We start from the raw sequence: 19818 nt of genomic DNA on the forward strand, positions 1-19818 counted from the left end.
GTCAAGGCACCAAAACGGCGGTGCCGCGGATCTTGTCTTCTTTCAGATCCCGCAGCACCTGGTTGGCCTCCTCCAGTGCGTAGGTGTGGACCTCCGGGCGAATGGGGATGGCGCCCGCTATCTCCAGCAGCTCCCGAGCGTCCTGGCGGGTGTTGGCGGTCACGCTGTGGATGTTTTTTTCGTAAAAGAGGTGTTTTTCGTAATCCAGAGCCGGGATCTGGCTCATGTAGATGCCCGCCAGGGCCAAGGTGCCGCCTTTTTGCAGATGTTCCAAGGCCGTGGCAACCAGGTGACCCGCCGGGGCAAAGATGATGGCGTGATTGGGTTGGACGGGCATCTCCTGGGCGGAGGGCCCGGCCCAGCGGGCTCCCAGTTCCAGGGCCAGCTGCTGATGCCGAGGGGTTCGGGAGACGGCATACACGTCGTAGCCCCAGTGGCGGGCGATCTGGATGACGATATGAGCGGAGGAGCCGAAGCCGTAGAGAGCCAGTGTGGGGCGATCTTTGGGGTAGGGGCGAGGCTGCGGGCCGCACAGACACCGCTTGAGGCTCCGGTATCCGATGATGCCCGCACACAGCAAGGGCGTGGCCTCGGCGTCGTCCAGCGCCTGCGGAATGGGATAGGCAAAATCCTCGGCCACCACCACGTGCGTGGCATACCCTCCCGGGGCGTGGTATCCGGTGAAAAGGGCCTGTTCGCACAGGTTTTCGCGGCCTTCGGTGCAATGGACGCATTGGCCGCAGGTGTGGCGTAGCCAGGCGATCCCCACACGCTCTCCGCCCCTGAAACGCCTTACTTGCGGGCCCAGGGCGTCCACTTCACCCACCACCTGATGCCCCGGGATGACCGGATGGTCCAGTGGGGGAAGCTCCCCCTCCACCACATGAAGATCCGTTCGACACACGCCGCAGGCCTTCACCCGCACCCGGATCTCGCCAGGGCCCGGCTCGGGATCGGGCAGGATCCGGCGGCGAAGCGGTTCCGCCTCTATGGGCGCACAGCGTTCCAGAATCATGGCTTCCATGGACCGCGCCTCCGTATGAAGAGTTCACACACTGGTTGCCTTGCCCCATCGGGTGTAAGATAATCCACATATTGCACACAAACGGGGGGAGGGCGCAAGCCCCCCCCCGGCGAGGAGGTCGTATCTGAAATCCATGAACCATCCCAGGAAAGCTCTTCCCGCAGGCGCCAACGGCAGGCCGCGCCCCACGGGAGGCCGGATCTTCGCAGGCCTGATGCGTGGTGTACTGGCCGTTTTGGGAGTGGTGCTGATCGCCGCGATTGCCTTGATGCTGGCGATCCATGTGCCTTGGGTCCAAGGGAAAGTGATCGCGTACGGATCCGACTGGGTCCGCAACACACTGGGGATTGAACTGAATGTGGGCAAGGTGGCCTGGAACCCATTTCGGGGGATCCGCCTGGAGCAGGTGCGTGCTGCCGTGGCCCAAAAGAGATTCCTGGAGGCCGAAGCCGTGGCCTTGGACTACGGGCTGACACTGGCGCCTCCTTACTTCCACGCCCGGCGCCTGACGCTGGTGCGCCCGTTGCTCGATTTGGAAAAGGGGCCGGACGGGCGCTGGATCCTTCCCGTTTCCTCGAGCCGAAAGGGAGAAACGTCGGATGGGGGCCCCATTCGCTGGGATAAACTACCCTTGCCCTCTCTTCGAGTGATCCAGGCGCGGGTTCGAGCCCATGAAGATGGACAAAAGATTTTGGACATCCAGGAAATGACCGGGACCCTCCGCCTGGAGGGTTTTGTGCGAGACGACGGAAGCTCGGGTTTGAACATCCGATTGGACAAATGGCAGGGAACGGTTCAGGTTCCCGCCTATGGGCCCATCGCCCTTTCGGGGGCCTTGTCCTGGGCGGCGGATCGCCTCACGGTGGAAACTCTGGAAGTGCGTGCCGATGAGGGCGTTTCCGGCCGCCTTGAGGGGCGTTGGGACTCTTTTCCTTCCGGAGCTTTGGACCTTCACCTTGCCTACAGCGCTGCATGTCCCAATCCCATCCTGCCCCGCCTTTCCGGCATCTGCGCCGGTGGCGAAGGTCTGGAAGGCCGGGTGCGGGTTTTGGGAAGTCTCCGTGACTTCCAAGCCACCTATGAGCTCCAGCTCCTGGGCGGCCAAGTGCGAGGCGTCGCCCATGTCCGGCAACGGGACCAGGCGCTTTCGGCCACCGCTTCCGTGGCCTTTGAAAAGCTGAAGGCTTCTTTTCGGCGGGATATCACGGCCCGCCTTTCCGGCAACGCCGACCTGAAGGTGGAGCGGTCTGCCGCGGGGCAGATACAAGGGAATCTTGGGTTGAGCATCCGCCAGGGGACGGCGGCGGGCCTGTCCTTGGCCGGAACGAAAATCAACGGAACCTGGACCCCTGGGGCTCTGGACATCGGTGAGGCTCTGGTGAATCTGGGCCCCGGTCGCGTGCAGCTTTCCGGCCGCGTTCTTCTCCCGCAGAAGGCAAAGGCGCCGGAAGACGGGCCTTCGGCGCCGATCGCGCTCGATCTTCAGGTGAAGGGAAAGGACTTGGATCTCGCCGTTCTGGGGCGGGCCCTGGGACGGAAGTCCCTTTCGGGGACGCTAAATCTTGACGGGACCCTGTCGGGGCCGTGGCCTGCCCCCGTCTGGGACGGCTCCCTGTCGGCCAGCGATGTTGAAGGATTCGGCGTGCGAGCGGGGGCGCTTTCCATCCAGGGAAAGGGCCGGCTGTGGGGCCGGGCCGGGCCGCGCCATGTGGCGGTTCGCCTTTCGTCCTTTGTCCTCAAAGATACCCGAGGGCAATCCCTGTCCGTGGAATTGATGCAAAGCGGTTCCGACGAGATCCGCTTCCAGGCTACGGGTGAAGGCATCCAGGGCTCAGGAGCCTTTAGCGTTCAGGGGCGCGTGGAAAATGTGTGGGACCTTCCCAAGGTGTTTCAGGTGGAGCGCGGTACCGCTCGGCTGGGAAAGGATGGGGTCCGGTTTGAAGGGCGCGGGCGTCTGGCGGCGTCCGAGGTGGAGCTGGATGCCTGGCGCCTGGAGCACGGGACGGAATCTCTTTCACTGTCGGGCCGGCTGACCCGGAAGGGGCCTCGCCGGCTGCGCCTGACGTTCCAGGGGGTGGATCTGGGGACGTGGTCGAAACGGCTGGCAAAGCGCACAATGGGAACCGGAATCGTGGACGGAAGTCTTGTCATGGACGGTTCGTGGGAGAGCCCGGTCCTTTCCTATGAGGTGTCCGGCCGCGGGATCCGCCCGATGGGCGGCTCCGGATCTGTCCCGGCCGCCTTGCAGGTTCGTGGGACTTACCGCCAAGGCTTCTGGGACTTTAAGGGGCAGGTGCGATCCGAGCCCGGGAACGCGGTGGTGGACCTCCAGGGGCGGTGGCCGCTGGCGCTGGATTGGCCATCCCGCTCGTTTCGCAGCCCCGACGATTCCCAAGGTGTGATCCAGCTGGATTCCCATGGATTTCCCTTGGAGATCCTTACAGGGTACCTGCCTTTCATGAAGAGCCTCAAGGGGTCATTGGATGCCCGCATTCGGCTGGCGGGTTCGTTCAAGGATCTTCAGCTTCAGGGAGAAGGCCGCCTGGAAGACGGGGCCTTCCAACTGAAATCGTGGAAGGAACCCTTCCAGGACATCCAGGCGCGATGGCGCCTGGACAATGAACGGCTGTGGATTGAGAACGCCCGCCTGCGCCTCCTGGAAGGGGATGTGACCGCCCACGGGGTGCTGCGCCACAAGATGGGCAAGGTGCTCGGCTATGAACTTCAAGCCAGTGGGACCAATGTCCACTTTCCCGAGCTCTTCGGAATAGAAGGACGAGGAAGGGCCACGGCGGTCTTTTCCCAGGAAGGGGGAGCCTTCCGCCCGGACGTGAAGGGCAAGATCCATCTCTCGCAAGCGGACATGCGACTGGGGGAACTGGAACGGGACCTGGCCCGCAATATCCATGTGGTAGGGGACCGGGAAGAGGGGCCGGTGGTCTATCTGGGCGAGTCCCGGAAGGTCAAAAGAAGGCCCGGTCTTTTTCAGCGAACTACGTTGGACTTGGAGGTTCACCTGCCCAAGGAGGGTTCGTGGGTGAGAGGCTATGGGCTGGAGGCCCTGGTGCAGGGCGTGGCCAAGATTCAAAAGGCACGCCGGGGACCGGTGAGGCTCTACGGCGCTTTGCAGGCCACGCAGGGCGAGTACTTTTTCCAGGGGGTACGGCTGAAACTGGTCCGCGGCGAGCTCACCTTCCGGGGCTTGGAACGGCCTGATCCGCTGCTCGATGTGACGTGTGAGAAAAACGTGAGGGATGTGAGCATCACGGCATCACTCAGCGGCCCGTTGAGCAGACCGGTGCTCAATTTTTCCAGCTCCCCTTCCATGGATCAGGTGGATATCGTTTCTTACCTCCTGTACGGCAGGGCGGCGGGGGAACTGAACGCCCAACAAGCCGGAGCCCTCCAACGACGAGGGGTTCAGTTCGTCGGCTCGGGAACCACCGCCGTGGTGCGCGATATGCTAGGCGAGACGCCCCTCAAGCCCGATGTCTTTGAACTCAAGGGAACGACCGGTGGCAATGTGGTGGAGATCGGAAAATACGTTACACCGGAGCTTTTCGTCACCTACCAGAAAGGGGTGACGGGGGACGAAAAGGATCAGCTGCGGGCGGAATACCGCCTCAACCGGCACATCTCCGTGGAAAGCCAGTGGGGAAGAGAGGATCAGTCCGGGGTGGACGTCTTCTTTCGGTACGATTTCGGCGATTGAGCCTTGGGGGAGTGGTGTGGACGCATCGGGGAACGGGGGCCCTGTGGTGCGACCGAACGGGGGGAAGAAGGAGTGGGGACATGAAGATGCAGGAAGTTCGGATCAAGGCCAAGGCATTGGGAATCAACTCCTTCGGGAAGAAGAAGGTGGATCTCATTCGAGAAATCCAAAGGGCCGAAGGCAATTTCGATTGCTTTGGAAGAGCCCAGGGGTACTGCGACCAGTGGGACTGCTGTTTCCGGGATGCGTGCTTGGCGCCGCCGGCTTCAAAGGCTCGTAAAACGCGAGGGGCGAGTCGTAAGGCCTGAATTTTGCCCGCGACCGGAATGGAGGTTCTATCTTTCTTTGGCCCTCACCGGCGCATCACGCATCCCGCGTTGCAAAGGACGGCTGTCTCTGCCGGGGGCGGCTGTTGAGAAAAGGAAAGGTCATGGAACATACGGAAGACAGCGCCAGGATCGAATTGTTGAAGATCCAAAACAACCGAAAACCCGAACAAGTCATCTCACTGGTCAGGGAGCCCAATGCAGGGGGACTGCATACCGAGGGGCTCACCAAGCTTTTCAATGTCCAGGAGATTTGGATCGATACGCGAAACATTGCGGACGCCCTGAACGAGTACGCCCGCGTGCTCTCCTTTCTCATGGAAACCATGTCCCAATCGGAGGATCTGGCGCTTCCTTACGGGTTTCAGGATGAATTCACCTTCGACGGGGTGCGCTATTCGCTCAAAAGCGAAGGCCCCTACCGGGTGCTGCGGCGGGTCCCGGAGACCGGGCAAATGGTCTACGACAAATAGCCGATCCAGGGCATGAGCCGCTCCCAAAGCTCCTGCCATCCTTCCCGGGTCACGGCGGAAAAGATCACGGGCTCCCGGGATGGGATGCCCAGTCGCTGGACGGCGTCCCGAAGGTGTTTGGCGCGCTTTCCCCGCGGGACCTTGTCCGCCTTGGTCAGTACGGCCAGCGCGGGGATTCCGATCTCCTTCAGCCAGTTCCACAGCAGAAGATCGTCGGTCGTGGGCGGATGTCGCAGATCCATGATCTGAACCACGCCGGTCAGCTGCTTTCGGCCGGTGAGGTACTTTTCGATCATGGGCCCCCATTGTTCACGGATCTTCTGGGGGACCTTGGCGTAGCCGTAGCCGGGAAGATCCACGAAAAGGAACCGGTCATTGATGCGAAAGAAATTGAGGGTCTGGGTCCGGCCGGGGGTTCGGCTGGTGCGCACCAGTTTCTTTCGGCCCAGCAGGCAATTGATCAAGGAGGATTTGCCCACGTTGGAACGACCGGCGAAGGCCACTTCGGGCTGGTCTCCCGCCGGGTAGCCCTCTGGGGCCACCGCGGAGGTGACAAATTCCGCCGATTGGATTGGTAAGGAAAATCCCGCCTGATGTGCCATGTCCCTAATCCGCCCTGGGTGTTTGGGTTACCGTATGGCGCAATGCGCGCTGGATGCGTTGTTCCTGGACCCTGAAAGCGAAGGGGCAGAGCCCGTTTGTCATCGTCGGGACAGGTACCTTTCCAATCGATCCATCCCTTCGGCGATGTTTTCCAGGGAATTGGCGTAGCTGAAGCGCACGTACCCTTCTCCCTGGCTGCCGAAATCCACCCCCGGTGTCAATCCCACTTTCGCCTCTTCCAGGACCTGGAAGGCGAAGGACAGAGAATCGTTGGAAAAACGGCGGGCGTTGGCGAACACATAGAAGGCGCCCGTGGGCTCCACGGAGATGCCGAAGCCCATCTCCCGGAGTCGCCGGATCATAAACCGGCGGCGCTGGTCGTAGGTGCGGCGCATGCGCTCCACGTCCTCTTGGACCGTCGGATCGGTCAAGGCGGCCAGGCCCGCCCACTGGGAGATGGAGTTGGCCGAGATGAAGAAGTTTTGCATGAGGGCTTGCATGGGGCGCACCAGGTCCTTGGGAACGATCAGATAGCCCAGGCGAAATCCGGTCATGGCGAAGAGCTTGGAAAACCCGTTGAAGACGATGCATCGGTCCGTGAATTCCAGGATGGAGCGCGCCCGTCCTTCATAGACCAGGCCGTGATAGATTTCGTCGCTGAGGACCCAGATGCCCAGATCGGTGATGGTTTCCAAACATTCCCGGTCCAGCAGGGTGCCGGTGGGGTTGGCCGGAGAATTGATGAGGATGGCCTTGGTTTTGGGCCCCACGCTCTGCCGGATGGCCTCGGGGCGGAACTGGAACCCATCCTCTTCCAGGACGGGCACCGGTTTGGGGACGCCTTCCAGGAAGTGCACGAAGCTGGGATAACAAGCGTAATGGGGATCGGACAGGATCACTTCCTCCCCGCAGTTCAGGATGGTGCTGAGGGCCACCAGGAAGGCGGGACTGGAGCCCGAGGTGACCATGATCTGATCCGGTTCCAGATGACGGACGCCGTAAGTTTCCGCATAGTAACGGCAAATGGCCTCTCGCAGCTGGGGGATGCCCTGGCTGTGGGTGTAATGGGTCTGACCTCGGTCCAGCGCCTCCCGGGCCGCCTGACGCACGGCCTCCGGTGCGTCGAAATCGGGCTCACCCACTTCCAGGTGAATCACCGACTCGCCGGCCCTTTCCATGGCCTGGGCCTTTTCCAGAACATCCATCACCAGAAACGGTTTGATTTCTTGAACCCGTCGGCAAATCATCGCTATTCGTCCTTGAATCCCATCGTGTGCAGGTAGTTGGCGGCGGCGTCCGCCAAAGAGGTCCCCGGGGCCAGTCGGATGACGCGCCGGAAGGCCTGGGCGGCATCGTCCCAGTTTCCCTCTTGGGCGAGAAAGCGCCCGTAATGGAATTGGGCCTCCGGCAAGTCCGGATCATAGTAGACCGCCAGCTGATAGGCGTGTTTCGCTTCTCCTTTGCGCCCCAGGGCTTCCAGCACCCGGCCTCGCTGCAGATGGGCCTGGGCATAGCCTTTTTCGAAATGGATGGCCTCATCGAAGTAGTGGAGCGCCTCCGCGTAGCGGGCCTTCTCCTGGTAAATCTTGCCCATATTGAAATAGGCGTAGTGGGGGGTGCGGTAGAAGGGATTGGCCAGAGCCCGGCGGAAATGCTCCAGGGCTTTGTCGCTCTGACCCCGCTTGGCGTAGAGGACACCCAGGGCGTTGTGGGCCTCGGAGTAGTCGGGTTGAAGGGCCACCGCCCGGTGCAGGTGTTCCAGGGCTTTGTCTTCCAGGCGCCGCTCCTGGTAGGCAAGCCCCAGGTCGTAGTGGATGGAAGGATCCTTGGGGGCCTTTTTCTCCGCCGCCACCAGGTACCGGAGGGCTTGGCCCGTATCTCCCGCGGCCATGAATTTTTCGCCCAGTTCCTGCAACTTTCGGGGGCCCATCCACGTCAGGGGGTCTGCGGTGTTCTGAACGGGGGCGCAGGCGGCGCAGAAAGCGAAGAGGCTCACACAGGCAAGGAACATCTGCGGGGAAAACCCACGGCGGAAGATGCTTGCAAAAATCGAGACCCTCCGGCGTCGCTTTCGCACCGTCACCCTCCTTTTCATCGGACAGAATCGCGGGGAGGGGCGGGCAGCAGCCCGCCTCCCTCCCGCTAAATCACCTTGTTCAGGCTGTATTCGATGATGCCTTCCGCCCCGCGTTTGATGAGCTGCGGGATCAGTTCGCGGACCCTGTGCTTGGACACCACCACCTCCACGGACACCCACTCCGACTGATACAGATGGGCCGTGGTGGGGGCGGTGAGGCTCGGAAGAATCTCAATCACTTGGTTGATCTTGTCTTTGGGAACGTTCATCTTGAGCCCCACCAGGTCTTCCGCGCGCAAGGCCGCCTGCAGCAGCAGGGCGATCTGTTCGATCTTTTCCCGCTTCCACGGATCCTCCCAGGCCTCTTTGTTGGCGATCAGCTGGGTGTTGGACTGCATCAGTTCTTTGACGATCCGAAGGCCGTTGGCCCGCATGGTGGTGCCCGTCTCGGTCACCTCCACGATGGCGTCGCAGAGTCCCGCAATGACCTTGGCTTCCGTGGCTCCCCAGGAAAACTCCACCTTCACGTCCACGCCCGCTTCGGCGAAGTAACGGCGGGTGAAGTTCACCAGTTCGGTGGCGATCTTTTTTCCCTGCAGGTCCTCAACGTCTTGGATGGGCGACTCGTAGGGCACGGCCAGCACCCACCGAGCGGGCCGCTGACTCACCTTGGAATAGATGAGGTCGGCCACCACGTGCACGTCGGAGTCGTTTTCCATGATCCAGTCTTTTCCGGTGAGCCCCACGTCGAAGGTGCCGTTTTCCACGTAACGGGACATTTCCTGGGCGCGGCAGATGGAGCATTGGATTTCGGGATCGTTGATTTCGGGAAAGTAGTTGCGGTTGCTGAGCGAGATTTTCCAGCCCGACTTCTTGAAGAGCGCGATGGTCGCTTCCTGCAGACTTCCCTTGGGGATTCCCAGTATCAACTGCTTCACGATTTGTATACCTCCTTGGGGTCGAATACCTTTTCTTCCGTGATTTCAAAAGTGCCGTCTTTCAGGCGTCTGAAAAAGCAGCTCTGGTAACCTTCGTGGCAGGCGGCCCCGCCCAGCTGATGGACCTTGATGAGGATCGTGTCCAGATCGCAGTCCACCAGGATGTCCACCACCTTCTGCACATGGCCCGAGGTCTCCCCCTTGAGCCACAATTTCCGACGGGACCGGCTCCAGTAATGGACGGTTCCGGTCTCCAGGGTCTTTTCCCACGCTTCCTGGTTCATGTAGGCCAGCATGAGCACTCGGCCGCTATCGGCGTCCTGGGCGATGACGGGCAACAGGCCGCCGCCTTTAGAAAAATCGGGTTGAGCTGTCAAGGTTTCCTCCTGAGATGGCGGCGAAACGGGCATGACGGTCCCGCCACCGGCGGGTCGGCATGCCCAGAGGCCGAAAGGGGTCTTATTATCACCTGGAGTATGGGTAGGTCTCTGGATGTGTTGTCCCCCGCCTCAGCGGGGGTGACGTCGAAACATGGCCACCAACCTCCTCAATGCGAAAAGCGAACTCAGGAAGATACCACCTGAGCGGCCAGTTGTCCACAGGCCGCGCGGATATCGGCTCCTCGACTCTGCCGGATGGTGGCTGTCACATGGGCGTTTTTCAGGATCTCCTGGAAGGCCAGGATGCGTTCTTCCGGGGGCGTCTGAAAAGCCAAGGCCGGGTGCGGATTGAAGGGGATGAGGTTCACCTTGGCGCGAACCCCGCTGAGCAGCTTCAGGAGGCGCCGTGCGTCTTCGGCCCGGTCGTTCACGTCCCGGATCAGGATGTATTCAAAGGTGATGCGCTTTCGGGAAGGCATGGGGTAGTGGCGGCACGCTTGCATCAGCTCTTCCAGCGGGTAGGTGCGGTTGATGGGCATGAGACGGTCCCGGGTTTCGTTGTCAGCGGCATGAAGACTGACCGCCAGATTGACGGGGCTTTCTTCGCCCAGTTGGCGCATCTTGGGGACCAGGCCCGCCGTGGACAGGGTGATGCGCCGGTGGGAAAAGCCAAGCCCCTTGGGGTCCAAAAGAATCTTGAGCGCCCGGATCACCTGACGGTAGTTGGCCAGGGGTTCGCCCATGCCCATGAAGACGATATTGGTGAGGCGCCCTTCTTTACCCAGGTGATGTTGCACCTGAATGACCTGATCCACGATTTCCGCCGTCATCAGATTCCGGGTCAGTCCCAGGGTGCCGGTCAGGCAGAAGCGGCAGCCCAAAGCGCATCCCACCTGGCTGGACACGCACAGGGTGTTGCGCGGGGGATCGGGGATGAGCACCGATTCGATGTGGTGGCCGTCGTGCAGGCGAAACAGGAACTTGCGGGTTCCATCCTCCGCCTCCTGGGTTTTGACCAGGCTCAAGGCGTCCAGATAGGTGCCGAACTCCAGCTGGGTCCGAAAGGTCTTGGCCAGATCGGTGCACTCGTCCCACGATCGCACGGAACGCCCGTAGACGTGCCGGAAGATCTGACGGGCCCGGAAACGCCGCTCGCCGATGCTCTCCACCCAGGCTTCCAGTTCGTCGATCGGATAGTCTTTGATGAAAATCCGTTCCATCCCTCAGCTGCTCTTGGTGAGGTAGCGGTTGTTGCGCCGGTCCTGCAGAAACGCCCGATCGTAGGCCCTGAGATTGACCGTGTCGTACCATTCTTCACCCAGCGCCAGGCAGGCATTGCAGGCCTTGCGCGGGATGTGGACCGCGAAGATATGGTATCCCCGGTCGGTCAGGGAGTCGATGGACAGGACACCGCTGCAGTCCGGGCACACGCGGAGGCGTTCCTTCTGGTTTTCCAGGATGTTGTCCGTGTCGTAAAAGATCGTTCGTTCGCGCTGGGCGAATTCCTTGCTCTCCCGGTTGTGTGCGACGATCTCGGCACACTTGCCGTAATAGTCCAGGATCTCGTCGGTCAGCTTGTGGATGTGGGCGTCCGTTTCGGCCGACTGGCGGATCTTTTCCGGGTCGTAGTCGGGCTCCTGGACCTTGCTGTAGTCCAGGCCCGCCAAGGCCAGGATGATGCCCACGTTCACATAGGGCAGAGCCCCTTCGATGGAATAGCCGCCTTCCAGGACGGCCACGTCCGGTTGCAGCATTTCCGTGAGCCGCGCGTAGCCCTGGGCGCAGAAGTTCATGTTGGTGATGGGGTCCGTGTAATGGTTGTCCTGGCCGGCGGAGTTGATCACGATCTGGGGCTGGAAGTCCTTCAGGATCGGGAGCACCACCTTTTCCATCACACGCAAAAACCCTTCCTGGGAGGTGCCCGGGGGAAGGGGGATGTTGATGGTGGATCCCATGGCCGTGGGACCGCCCAGTTCATGGTGGAAGCCTGATCCGGGATAGAGGGTCCGGCCGTCCTGGTGGATGGACAGGAAGAGGGTGTCGGGGTCGTGCCAGTAGATATCCTGAGTGCCGTCCCCGTGGTGACAATCGGTGTCCACGATGGCAATGCGTTCCAGGCCGTAGGCGGCCCGCAGGTATTCGACCATCATGGCCTCGATGTTCACGTTGCAGAAGCCGCGGGCTCCGTGGACCACGCGCATGGCGTGATGACCGGGGGGACGGACCAGTGCGAAGCCGCGCTCCACGCGCTTTTCCATAACGGCCGTGGCAATGGTCTTGGCGCCGCCCGCGCTGATCAGATGGCTCTGCGTCAGGACGCTCCACTCGTCCGGGACGCAGAAGTGCACCCGCCGCACGTCCTCGAGGGTGGCCATGTCCGGTTTCATCTCCACCACGCCGTCGATATCCAGGATACCTTCTTCGATGATTTGGTCCTGCGTATAGAGAAGACGCTCTTCCCTTTCCGGGTGCGTGGGGCTGATGGCCCAGTCGAAGGCGGGGAAAAAGACGAGACCGGTGGTGTGTTTTGCCTGCAGCATCATATCGTCTCCGTTCGTTGCCGGATCCGGCCCGGCACCCACTAAACCGCGGAAGTACCCGACTTGCCGGCGGTCGGGGCGCGGCGGCCCAAGCCCTTCCTGACATCCGTGGGCCCCTTGCGATTTCCCGGGGTCCCGGATCGACTCAACCTCTTTCCGGTGAGCCCGCCTGGCGAGCGACATCCCGGGAGGCATGGATCTGGTTGATGATCGACCGATAGGTGCCGATGAGCCCTGGTTTGACTTGGGCCTTCACCCGGAAGTTCTTCCCGGTGGTGTAGAATCCCCGAACCATGTTGAATTGGTGTTCTTCCAGGATCTCCATCTCCAGATCCCCGGGATCGGCTCCTTCGGCCAAGGCCTTTTCCCCCAACAGCTCAAGGGCCAGATCCACGGCCTTCTTCTTGTCGAAGTCCCTTTTCACCGGCTGGTAGAAAGCCTCTTCGGGTGCCGATGCAATGCCCCGTTCGGTGTCCACAAAGAGCGTCACTTCGCAGGTGGTTCGAGCCAGCCCCGCGCCCACGGCATTGGCCACGTGCCACTGGGGAACCACCCGAACCGTGTAGGGGCCCAGCTCTTCCATACGCGATGCGAAAAAGGGCGCCGGCCCGCCCAGCACCAGCAGTTCTTTGGGCTGGACCCGATAGCCTTCCAGCAGTTCGCGGACGGTGTAGACGGGCTTGGTGTTGATGGCGTCCACCATCTCCCGGGCCGCGTCCAGGATCCGGGTGCAGGCCAGATCGAAGACCCTGCGGGCCGCATCTTCCAAGGACGTGTCCAGTTCCCGGGCTATCCGTTGGAGTCCCCTGCGGGCGGCGTCCACGTCGCCTTGGGTGTCGCGGCCCAGCACAAACAAGGCGTCCGTGGGCGTGGGGCAGGGGCCGCCGTAGGCCATGGCGGGACCCTCCCGGTCCGGGCCGATCTCGAGGATGCCGTTCGCAACTCGGACGGCACTGTCGCCGCCGAGGCCGATGGAGCGGGTGTTGAGGGCGCGGATGAGCGTGCGGTAGCGGCCCAGCTGGGCTCCCAGCGGTGAGAGCAGGGGGGCGTCTCCCACCAGAACGGCCATATCGGTGGTGGTGCCGCCGATATCGAGAACCAGCGTGTCCGCTTCCCCCGAGACGAAAGGCAAAGATCCCATGACGCTGGCGGCGGGTCCGGAAAGGATGGACTGCACCGGCAGGTCCAGGGACGCCTTGAAGCTCATGGTGCCTCCGTCCGCCTTGAGGATGTGAATGGGAATGTGGAGGCCGTGTTCTTCCAGGGAACGACGGACGGCATCGAAAAAGCGCTTGTGGATGGGATAGACGGCCGCGTTCAGGTAGGCCGTGGCGATCCGCCGCGGAAAGTTCAGGTTGCCCGAAAGGCGGTGGCCCATGACCACGTAGTCGAAGTGATCCTCCAGGATCTGCTGGATCTGAATTTCGTGCTTGGGGTTCCTCACGGAGAATTTTCCCACCACCCCCACCTGGCGGATGCCCTGATTTCTCAGGCGTGCCCCCACGGACTCGATCTCCATGGGGTCGATGGGCTGAATCTCGCGACCTCGGTGGTCGATGGAACCGGAGACCACATGGTAGTGGGGGTTGGTGCGGAACGTTTCCGGATCCAGGCCGGGGCCGCTGGAAACGATCATCCCCACCGGCGCCAGCTTGTTTTCCGCGATGGCGTTGGTGGTCAGCGTGGTGCTCAAAACGACCCGCTCCAGCCTATCGGCGGGAAACCCGACCGTGACCTTTTCCAGGCCGCTCCAGACGCATTCGATGAGATTGGAGTGATCCGTGGGGACCTTCGCCTGCCGCTCGATTCCGCCGGGCCCCAGCAAGACCACGTCCGTATGGGTGCCGCCCACATCCAGTCCTATGATCATGACGTTCCTCGGGGTCTTCGGTAAAGTGCCGAGAGTGCATGGTACCGTCTTTGTTGATGATGCCGTCCAGTCCGCATGCGCCGCCGCATTCCGCTTGAAAATCTGCACTATAATCGGCCGAGATGCTAACGAAAAGACCGGGGAGTGTCAACGAACCTTTACCGTTGGTCGCCCTTGGGGCCGCGCTCGGCGCAGGGGGCCAATGCCACGAAAATGGGACTTGCCATCGTCCCAAGGACTTGCCCCCTGGCAAAACCTTTGACAGGGATCCGGACTTCATGTATTGGCGGGAAATATTTTTGGATTCAATGCCACACCGAACCTGTTCTTTGACATGAGGACACGAGCGCGCGGGCGCGAAAGTAGGTGGAGATCTTCCCGCCAACCCTAGACGACTTCATATTCTTTGGATTCTCATCGGCCATCAAGCGGACTCGACAGCGCACGACGGAAGGGAAAAGCCATGACGGACAGATCCAAGCAGATCACCCTCAGCGAAGCGGCGGAAATCATCAAGGATGGCACGATCCTCAGCTTTTCCGGATTCACCATTTGGAGACGCCCTTGCGCTCTTGTCTATGAACTCATCCGGCAGAAAAGGCGCCACTTGCACCTCATCGAGGTCAACAGCGGCCCCCATTCGGAGTTTCTCATCGGGGCCGGCTGTGTGGACGTGTGGGAGTCGTGCTGGATCGGCCATGAACTGTACGGGAAGTATGGGGCCAACCTGGCTCGCAAGGTCCGCCAGAAAGAGATCGTCTACGAGGACTACAGCCATGCGGAGATGGCCTTCCGGTTTCAGGCCGCGGCGAGCGGCATGCCTTTCATGGCGACTCAGACGTCTTTAGGGACCGATATCCACAACCCGGAATACGACATGCTGGCCCGTGCCGGGCTTCGCAACGGCAAGAACCCCAAAATTCCCCGAAAAAAATACGAATTCGTTGACGACCCTTTCTTCGGCGACGGACGCCAGACACTGGTACCGGCGGCCAAGGTGGATGTGTCCGTTTTGGCGGTTCAGCAGGTGGGCGAAGAGGGAACGGTGCGCATCGCGGGGCAGTTTTTTACGGATCCCGAGGTGTGTCGGGCGGCGGACATCACCATTGTGGTTGCCGAAGAGATCGTTCCCGAAGACTATCTACGTCGGGAATCTCACCTGAATAAAATTCCCAGTTTCCAGGTGGATTACGTGGTGGAAGGCCCCTGGGGGGCGCATCCCACGGGCATGTTCGGCTTCTACGACGTGGATGGTGAGTTCCTCCGCAATTTCTACATGCAGACCCGCAGTCAGGAAGGCTTCAACGAATTCGCCAAGGAATGGATCTTCGGTCTCAATCACGACGGATATCTGAATAAACTGGGTGTTCCCCGCCTGGCTCGTCTCAAGGCCAACACGGCTCTCCACTACAGCACCCGCGTCGAGAGGGGGAAGAAATGACAAGCGCACGCGATACTGCACAACCGGACGAATACACCCTGGCAGATCTCATGACGGTGGCAGCGGCTCGAGAGGTGCGCGACCATGAGGTGGTTTTTGCCGGTACCGGCATGCCCATGATCTCCATTATGCTGGCCCAGAAAACCCATGCGCCGAACCTCAAACTCATTTTCGAGGCAGGCACTCTGGATGGTCGGCCGCGGGAACTGCCGACTTCGGTGGGGGACCCGCGTTGTGAAGTGGGTGCCTCGGTCGCTTCGGGCCTCTACGAAGCCTTTAGCATCGCGCAGCGTGGCTATGTGGATTTGGGCTTCCTGGGCGGGGCCGAAGTGGATGAATACGGTAATGTGAACACCACTTCCATCGGCGACTACCTGAACCCCCTGCTTCGGCTCACGGGCAGCGGCGGCAACCCGGATATCAACTCTTTCAGCCAACGTACGGTCTACATCATGGTGCACGAGAAGCGACGCTTTCCCAAGCACGTCAGCTATATCACCAGCCCGGGTTGGCGGGTCAAGAAATGGCCGTCCGGGGAGTGGGTCCATCGCAGGGAGCTCTACGGATCGGCCTTCCGGGGCGGCCCCAGTGCCGTCATCAGCACGGCGGGGGTGTTCCGATTCGATGAGGAGACGGGCCGCATGTATTTGGAAACCTGCCATCCCGGCAAAACACCTGAGGAGATCCGCGAATTGTGCGAGTTCGATCTGGATATTTCCCGTGTGATCGGTGAAACGCTGGCGCCCACCCATGAGGAGATCCGGCTCATTCACGAGGTGCTGGACCCCGAAGAAATCTTCCTGCCCAGGCCGAAGAAAAGGGGTTCAGCCGGCTAATGATTACCTCTGAGTAGGCAAGTGATGTGGAGACGGAGTCTGAAATAGCCTGTGGCTCAGAAGCCGCAGGCAGGGAGTTCCAGGGTTTGGATTGTGTTGACCAGCTCTTCCATCGGCCCGTTGGTGATACGGTCGTAGGGGCGGGTTCGGAACCCGCCCCCATTCGAGGCTGTTCGAGAACAGCCAAGGGTCCACATGGGGCAGTGGAATCCAGGTCGTTAAAAGTACTCAAGAAAGACGAAAGGTCATTGGTGGACAGGCTCCTGGAGGGGGTCTGGTGCGCGATGCCTTTCAAAAAACCTTTCTTTACAACAAACGACAAAGCGGCTAAAGTTTCGTGATTTTTCTGTGCCCGCCGGCTTCCAGCGACCCGTGGTAAAGGCGATTCGACCATGATTCCCCTTCGCGATGCCAATCCATCCAGGCGAGTTCCCATCGTCACGTACCTGATCATTTCCCTGTGCGTTTTGGCGTTCTTTTTCGAGCTGCTGCAGGGACCGGGGCTTCGCGCCTTCCTGTTCCAATACGGCATCGTCCCCGTACGCTATACGCGCCTGGATGTGGCGGCCCATTTCACCGTCTGGGAGCAGGCCATTCCCTTCCTGACCACCCTGTTTCTCCATGGCGGCTGGATGCACTTGATCGGCAACATGTGGGTCCTGCACATCTTCGGAGACAACGTGGAAGGCGCCCTGGGACACGGCCGTTTCGCGCTCTTTTATCTCCTGAGCGGCCTGGCCGCATCGGTTTTGCACCTTGTGACCAACGTACATTCCGCCGTGCCGACCATTGGGGCCAGCGGAGCCATCGCCGGCGTCATGGGGGCCTACTTTGTCTTGTACCCCAGGGCCCGGGTGCTCACCTTGGTGCCGATCTTTTTCTTCTTCACCCTGGTGGAAATCCCGGCCTACGTGTTCCTGGGATTCTGGTTCGTTTTGCAATTTTTCAGCGGCGCCTTCTCCCTGGCCGGAGGGCAGGTGCAGGCGGGAGGCGTAGCATGGTGGGCCCACGTGGGAGGCTTTGTGGCGGGGATCTTTTTGCTTCGGATCCTGAGGCCCGCGCGGCGCTTTGCATGAATGAAGGGATCGGTGAGCTTCCGCTGACGAAGCACGGGCCGCGGCCTGCACGTTCGGGGAAGGACTCCAGGAAGAGAGGGAACCCATGGATCAAGCGTTTCTCCATTCCACCCCGGAAGGCGTGACCTTGACCCTGACGATCCAGCCCAATGCCAAGAAATCGGAATTGGTGGGCGTTCACGACGGCGCCCTTCGAATCCGCATCGCGGCTCCGCCCGTGGAAGGGGCGGCCAACAAGGAATGCATCCGGTTTTGCGCCAAGCTGTTCGGCCTTTCCAAGAGTCGAGTGAAGATTTTGAAAGGAGAAAAGGCCCGCCACAAGGTGGTGCTCCTGAAGGGAGCCGAGATGCGGGCAATCCAGGAGTGCCTGGGCGGCATGGTGCCGTGACCCAACGGGCACGGTTCCCAACCTGAAAAAGCGCGTTAGAGGAGGTGTGAGCATGCGGGAAGCGGTTATTGTCAGTGCGGTGCGAACCCCGTTGGGAAGCTTCAACGGAACGCTGTCTGGGATCGGGGCCACGGATCTGGGAGCAGTGGTGATCCAGGAGGCCGTCCAAAGGGCGGGGATTCAAAAGACGGATGTGAACGAAGTGATCATGGGCCAGGTGCTGCCGTGCGGATACGGCCAGAACCCGGCCAAGCAGGCGGCGGTCAAGGCCGAGATGCCCTGGGAAGTGGAGTGCCTGACAGTCAACAAGGTGTGCGGGTCGGGCCTCAAGGCCGTCATGCTGGCCGCCCAGGCGATCCAGACGGGCGATGCGGATGTGGTGGTGGCCGGCGGCATGGAGAGCATGAGCAGCGCGCCCTACTTTCTGGACAAGGCCCGGTCCGGCTATCGCATGGGCCATGGTCAGATCAAGGACCACATGGTCCATGACGGATTGTGGGACATTGTGAACGACTTCCACATGGGAATCTCCAACGAGCTCTGTTCGGAACGCTACGGCGTCAGCCGTGAAGACCAGGACCGGTACGCGGCGGAATCGTATCGAAGAGCTCTGGAGGCCATCGCGTCCGGGAAGTTCAAAGATGAGATCATTCCGGTGCCCGTGCCCCAGCGCAAAGGGGACCCGGTGATGTTCGCCCAGGACGAATGTCCTCGGGAGACGCCCTATGAAGTGCTGGCCAAGATGAAACCCGCCTTCAAGGCGGGCGGGGTGACCACGGCAGGCAACGCTTCGGTCATCTCCGACGGGGCGGCGGCCGCGGTGGTCATGGCCCGGGACAAGGCCGAGGCCCTGGGATGTCCGATCCTGGCCACCGTTGGGGCGCAGGCCTCCGCAGGCATCGACATGAAGTACGTGCTGGTGGCCCCCATCCGGGCGATCCCCAAGTGCCTGAAGAAGGAAGGGATCGGCCTGGGGGATGTGGATCTCTACGAGGTGAACGAGGCATTCAGCGGCTCCACGGTGGCGGTGCTCAATGAGCTGGAGCTGGACCCCGCCAAGGTGAACGTCAACGGCGGCAGCGTCTCCCTGGGCCATCCCATCGGAGCCAGCGGAGCACGGGTGCTGGTGACCCTGCTCCACGAGATGATCCGAAGTGACAAGAAGGTGGGGCTGGCGTCCTTGTGTCTGGGAGGCGGAGAGGCTGTGGCCCTGGTTGTCAAGAGGTAGGAAGGAGGAGATGGCGATGGAAGTGAAGACGTTTGGGGTGATTGGAGCCGGTCAGATGGGCAATGGCATTGCCCAGGTGGCGGCCATGAGCGGCCTGCAGGTGATCATGAATGACATCAAGGACGAATTCGTCCAGCGGGGCCTCAACAACATCAAGAAGATCCTGGCCCGCAACGTGGACAAGGGCAAGATGAGCCAGGAGGAGATGGACGCGGTTCTGGGACGCATCAAGACCAGCGTGGATCTCAAAGACATGGCCGCGGCCGATTACGTGGTGGAAGCCGCCACGGAAAACGAACCGATCAAGTTCCAGATCTTCCGGGACCTGGACGCCATCTGTCCCGAGCATGCCATTTTGGCCACCAACACCTCGTCCATTCCCATCGGACGGATCGCCAGCCAGACCAAGAGGCCGGAGAAGGTCATCGGCATGCACTTCATGAACCCGGTGCCCGTCATGAAGCTGGTGGAGGTGATCCGGGGCCTGGCCACCTCCGACGAGACCTTTAAGATCACCTGGGGACTGGCGGAAAAATTCGGCAAGACCCCCGCCGAAGCCCAGGATTATCCGGGATTTATCGCCAACCGCATCCTGATGCCCATGATCAACGAAGCGGTCTACTGCCTCTACCACGGGGTGGGAACCCGCGAGGACATCGACACGGTCATGAAGCTGGGCATGAACCATCCCATGGGTCCTCTGGCCCTGGCCGACCTGATCGGACTGGACACCTGCCTGGCTATCATGGAAACCCTGTACCAGGGCTTTTGCGATTCCAAGTACCGGCCGTGTCCGCTGCTTCGAAAGTACGTGGAGGCCGGCTGGCTTGGCCGCAAGACGGGTCGGGGATTCTATGAATACAGCTGATCCCCTTCATCATCCCTAATCGACAAAGATCGAGGTCT

The 19818-nt window shown here is 61.2% G+C and carries 18 protein-coding genes; 9 read left to right on the plus strand and 9 right to left on the minus strand.

All coding sequences use genetic code 11. The features are described from left to right. Nucleotide 1 precedes the first annotated feature (1 nt). Nucleotides 2-1024 carry a zinc-dependent alcohol dehydrogenase family protein gene (locus B9A12_RS02300; protein WP_084055915.1) on the minus strand — a complete coding sequence of 341 codons (1023 nt, stop codon included), beginning with the start codon at nt 1022-1024 and terminating at the stop codon, nt 2-4. A 214-nt stretch (nt 1025-1238) separates the two neighbouring features. On the opposite strand from B9A12_RS02300, the gene B9A12_RS02305 reads away from it, so the two are divergent. The 3 genes from B9A12_RS02305 (at nt 1239) to B9A12_RS02315 (ending at nt 5535) form a co-directional block, all read left to right on the plus strand. Then, nucleotides 1239-4736, plus strand: coding sequence for a translocation/assembly module TamB domain-containing protein (locus B9A12_RS02305; protein WP_170920281.1), 3498 nt, complete (start codon nt 1239-1241; stop codon nt 4734-4736). Nucleotides 4737-4816: 80 nt separating this feature from the next. Further along, nucleotides 4817-5044, plus strand: a complete 228-nt coding sequence (locus B9A12_RS02310; RefSeq protein WP_084055917.1) for a hypothetical protein — start codon at nt 4817-4819, stop codon at nt 5042-5044. 122 nt (nt 5045-5166) lie between these two features. Beyond that, a complete protein-coding gene (locus tag B9A12_RS02315) occupies nt 5167-5535 on the plus strand; it encodes a hypothetical protein (protein WP_084055918.1) in 369 nt (122 codons plus the stop codon). Here B9A12_RS02315 and yihA read toward each other — a convergent pair. The 8 genes from yihA to B9A12_RS02355 form a co-directional block, all read right to left on the minus strand. Continuing rightward, complete coding sequence (yihA, locus tag B9A12_RS02320) at nt 5523-6137, minus strand: ribosome biogenesis GTP-binding protein YihA/YsxC (protein ID WP_084055919.1); 615 nt, start codon at nt 6135-6137, stop codon at nt 5523-5525. The two genes, B9A12_RS02315 and yihA, sit on opposite strands and share 13 nt — an antisense overlap. Nucleotides 6138-6236: 99 nt before the next feature. Next, nucleotides 6237-7385 (minus strand): pyridoxal phosphate-dependent aminotransferase, encoded by a 1149-nt coding sequence (locus B9A12_RS02325; RefSeq protein WP_084055920.1) that lies wholly within the window; start codon nt 7383-7385, stop codon nt 6237-6239. A 2-nt stretch (nt 7386-7387) separates the two neighbouring features. Continuing rightward, nucleotides 7388-8215, minus strand: a complete 828-nt coding sequence (locus B9A12_RS02330; RefSeq protein WP_170920282.1) for a tetratricopeptide repeat protein — start codon at nt 8213-8215, stop codon at nt 7388-7390. Nucleotides 8216-8280: 65 nt separating this feature from the next. Further along, a complete protein-coding gene (hisG, locus tag B9A12_RS02335) occupies nt 8281-9153 on the minus strand; it encodes an ATP phosphoribosyltransferase (RefSeq protein ID WP_212636794.1) in 873 nt (290 codons plus the stop codon). Next, nucleotides 9150-9530 (minus strand): phosphoribosyl-AMP cyclohydrolase, encoded by a 381-nt coding sequence (gene hisI / locus B9A12_RS02340; protein WP_245802321.1) that lies wholly within the window; start codon nt 9528-9530, stop codon nt 9150-9152. The genes hisG and hisI overlap by 4 nt, the downstream gene beginning before the upstream one ends. Before the next feature lie 188 nt (nt 9531-9718). After that, entirely contained in the window at nt 9719-10753 is a 1035-nt protein-coding gene (gene rlmN, locus B9A12_RS02345) for a dual-specificity RNA methyltransferase RlmN (protein ID WP_084055924.1), read from the minus strand. Nucleotides 10754-10756: 3 nt separating this feature from the next. Continuing rightward, nucleotides 10757-12073, minus strand: coding sequence for an arginase family protein (locus tag B9A12_RS02350; protein ID WP_084055979.1), 1317 nt, complete (start codon nt 12071-12073; stop codon nt 10757-10759). A gap of 145 nt (nt 12074-12218) precedes the next feature. Then, entirely contained in the window at nt 12219-13943 is a 1725-nt protein-coding gene (locus B9A12_RS02355; RefSeq protein WP_084055925.1) for a hydantoinase/oxoprolinase family protein, read from the minus strand. Nucleotides 13944-14406: 463 nt separating this feature from the next. Between B9A12_RS02355 and B9A12_RS02360 the strand changes: the two genes are divergently transcribed. The 6 genes from B9A12_RS02360 (at nt 14407) to B9A12_RS02385 (ending at nt 19780) form a co-directional block, all read left to right on the plus strand. Continuing rightward, the gene (locus B9A12_RS02360) at nt 14407-15384 is read left to right on the plus strand and encodes a CoA transferase subunit A (protein ID WP_084055926.1); all 978 of its coding nucleotides are present in this window, start codon (nt 14407-14409) and stop codon (nt 15382-15384) included. Further along, nucleotides 15381-16220 carry a CoA-transferase subunit beta gene (locus B9A12_RS02365; RefSeq protein WP_084055927.1) on the plus strand — a complete coding sequence of 280 codons (840 nt, stop codon included), beginning with the start codon at nt 15381-15383 and terminating at the stop codon, nt 16218-16220. Before B9A12_RS02360 ends, B9A12_RS02365 begins: the two co-directional genes overlap by 4 nt. A gap of 392 nt (nt 16221-16612) precedes the next feature. Further along, nucleotides 16613-17296 (plus strand): rhomboid family intramembrane serine protease, encoded by a 684-nt coding sequence (locus B9A12_RS02370; RefSeq protein WP_084055928.1) that lies wholly within the window; start codon nt 16613-16615, stop codon nt 17294-17296. Nucleotides 17297-17381: 85 nt separating this feature from the next. Beyond that, on the plus strand, nt 17382-17684 hold the full coding sequence (locus B9A12_RS02375; protein WP_084055929.1) for a DUF167 domain-containing protein: 303 nt from the start codon (nt 17382-17384) through the stop codon (nt 17682-17684). A gap of 52 nt (nt 17685-17736) precedes the next feature. Further along, entirely contained in the window at nt 17737-18912 is a 1176-nt protein-coding gene (locus B9A12_RS02380; RefSeq protein ID WP_084055930.1) for an acetyl-CoA C-acetyltransferase, read from the plus strand. A gap of 16 nt (nt 18913-18928) precedes the next feature. After that, nucleotides 18929-19780: a 3-hydroxybutyryl-CoA dehydrogenase gene (locus tag B9A12_RS02385; RefSeq protein ID WP_084055931.1), complete on the plus strand. Its 852-nt coding sequence runs from the start codon at nt 18929-18931 to the stop codon at nt 19778-19780. Nucleotides 19781-19818: the final 38 nt, after the last annotated feature.

It is taken from the genome of Desulfacinum hydrothermale DSM 13146 (genome assembly GCF_900176285.1).
Taxonomy (GTDB): Bacteria; Desulfobacterota; Syntrophobacteria; order Syntrophobacterales; family DSM-9756; genus Desulfacinum; species Desulfacinum hydrothermale.

Bases quoted from the DNA above. Each gene is read 5' to 3' on its own strand.
- B9A12_RS02300 (WP_084055915.1), bottom strand. From the start codon at position 1,024: ATGGAAGCCATGATTCTGGAACGCTGTGCGCCCATAGAGGCGGAACCG.
- B9A12_RS02305 (WP_170920281.1), top strand. From the start codon at position 1,239: ATGCGTGGTGTACTGGCCGTTTTGGGAGTGGTGCTGATCGCCGCGATT.
- B9A12_RS02310 (WP_084055917.1), top strand. From the start codon at position 4,817: ATGAAGATGCAGGAAGTTCGGATCAAGGCCAAGGCATTGGGAATCAAC.
- B9A12_RS02315 (WP_084055918.1), top strand. From the start codon at position 5,167: ATGGAACATACGGAAGACAGCGCCAGGATCGAATTGTTGAAGATCCAA.
- yihA (WP_084055919.1), bottom strand. From the start codon at position 6,137: ATGGCACATCAGGCGGGATTTTCCTTACCAATCCAATCGGCGGAATTT.
- B9A12_RS02325 (WP_084055920.1), bottom strand. From the start codon at position 7,385: ATGATTTGCCGACGGGTTCAAGAAATCAAACCGTTTCTGGTGATGGAT.
- rlmN (WP_084055924.1), bottom strand. From the start codon at position 10,753: ATGGAACGGATTTTCATCAAAGACTATCCGATCGACGAACTGGAAGCC.
- B9A12_RS02350 (WP_084055979.1), bottom strand. From the start codon at position 12,073: ATGCTGCAGGCAAAACACACCACCGGTCTCGTCTTTTTCCCCGCCTTC.
- B9A12_RS02355 (WP_084055925.1), bottom strand. From the start codon at position 13,943: ATGATCATAGGACTGGATGTGGGCGGCACCCATACGGACGTGGTCTTG.
- B9A12_RS02360 (WP_084055926.1), top strand. From the start codon at position 14,407: ATGACGGACAGATCCAAGCAGATCACCCTCAGCGAAGCGGCGGAAATC.
- B9A12_RS02365 (WP_084055927.1), top strand. From the start codon at position 15,381: ATGACAAGCGCACGCGATACTGCACAACCGGACGAATACACCCTGGCA.
- B9A12_RS02370 (WP_084055928.1), top strand. From the start codon at position 16,613: ATGATTCCCCTTCGCGATGCCAATCCATCCAGGCGAGTTCCCATCGTC.
- B9A12_RS02375 (WP_084055929.1), top strand. From the start codon at position 17,382: ATGGATCAAGCGTTTCTCCATTCCACCCCGGAAGGCGTGACCTTGACC.
- B9A12_RS02380 (WP_084055930.1), top strand. From the start codon at position 17,737: ATGCGGGAAGCGGTTATTGTCAGTGCGGTGCGAACCCCGTTGGGAAGC.
- B9A12_RS02385 (WP_084055931.1), top strand. From the start codon at position 18,929: ATGGAAGTGAAGACGTTTGGGGTGATTGGAGCCGGTCAGATGGGCAAT.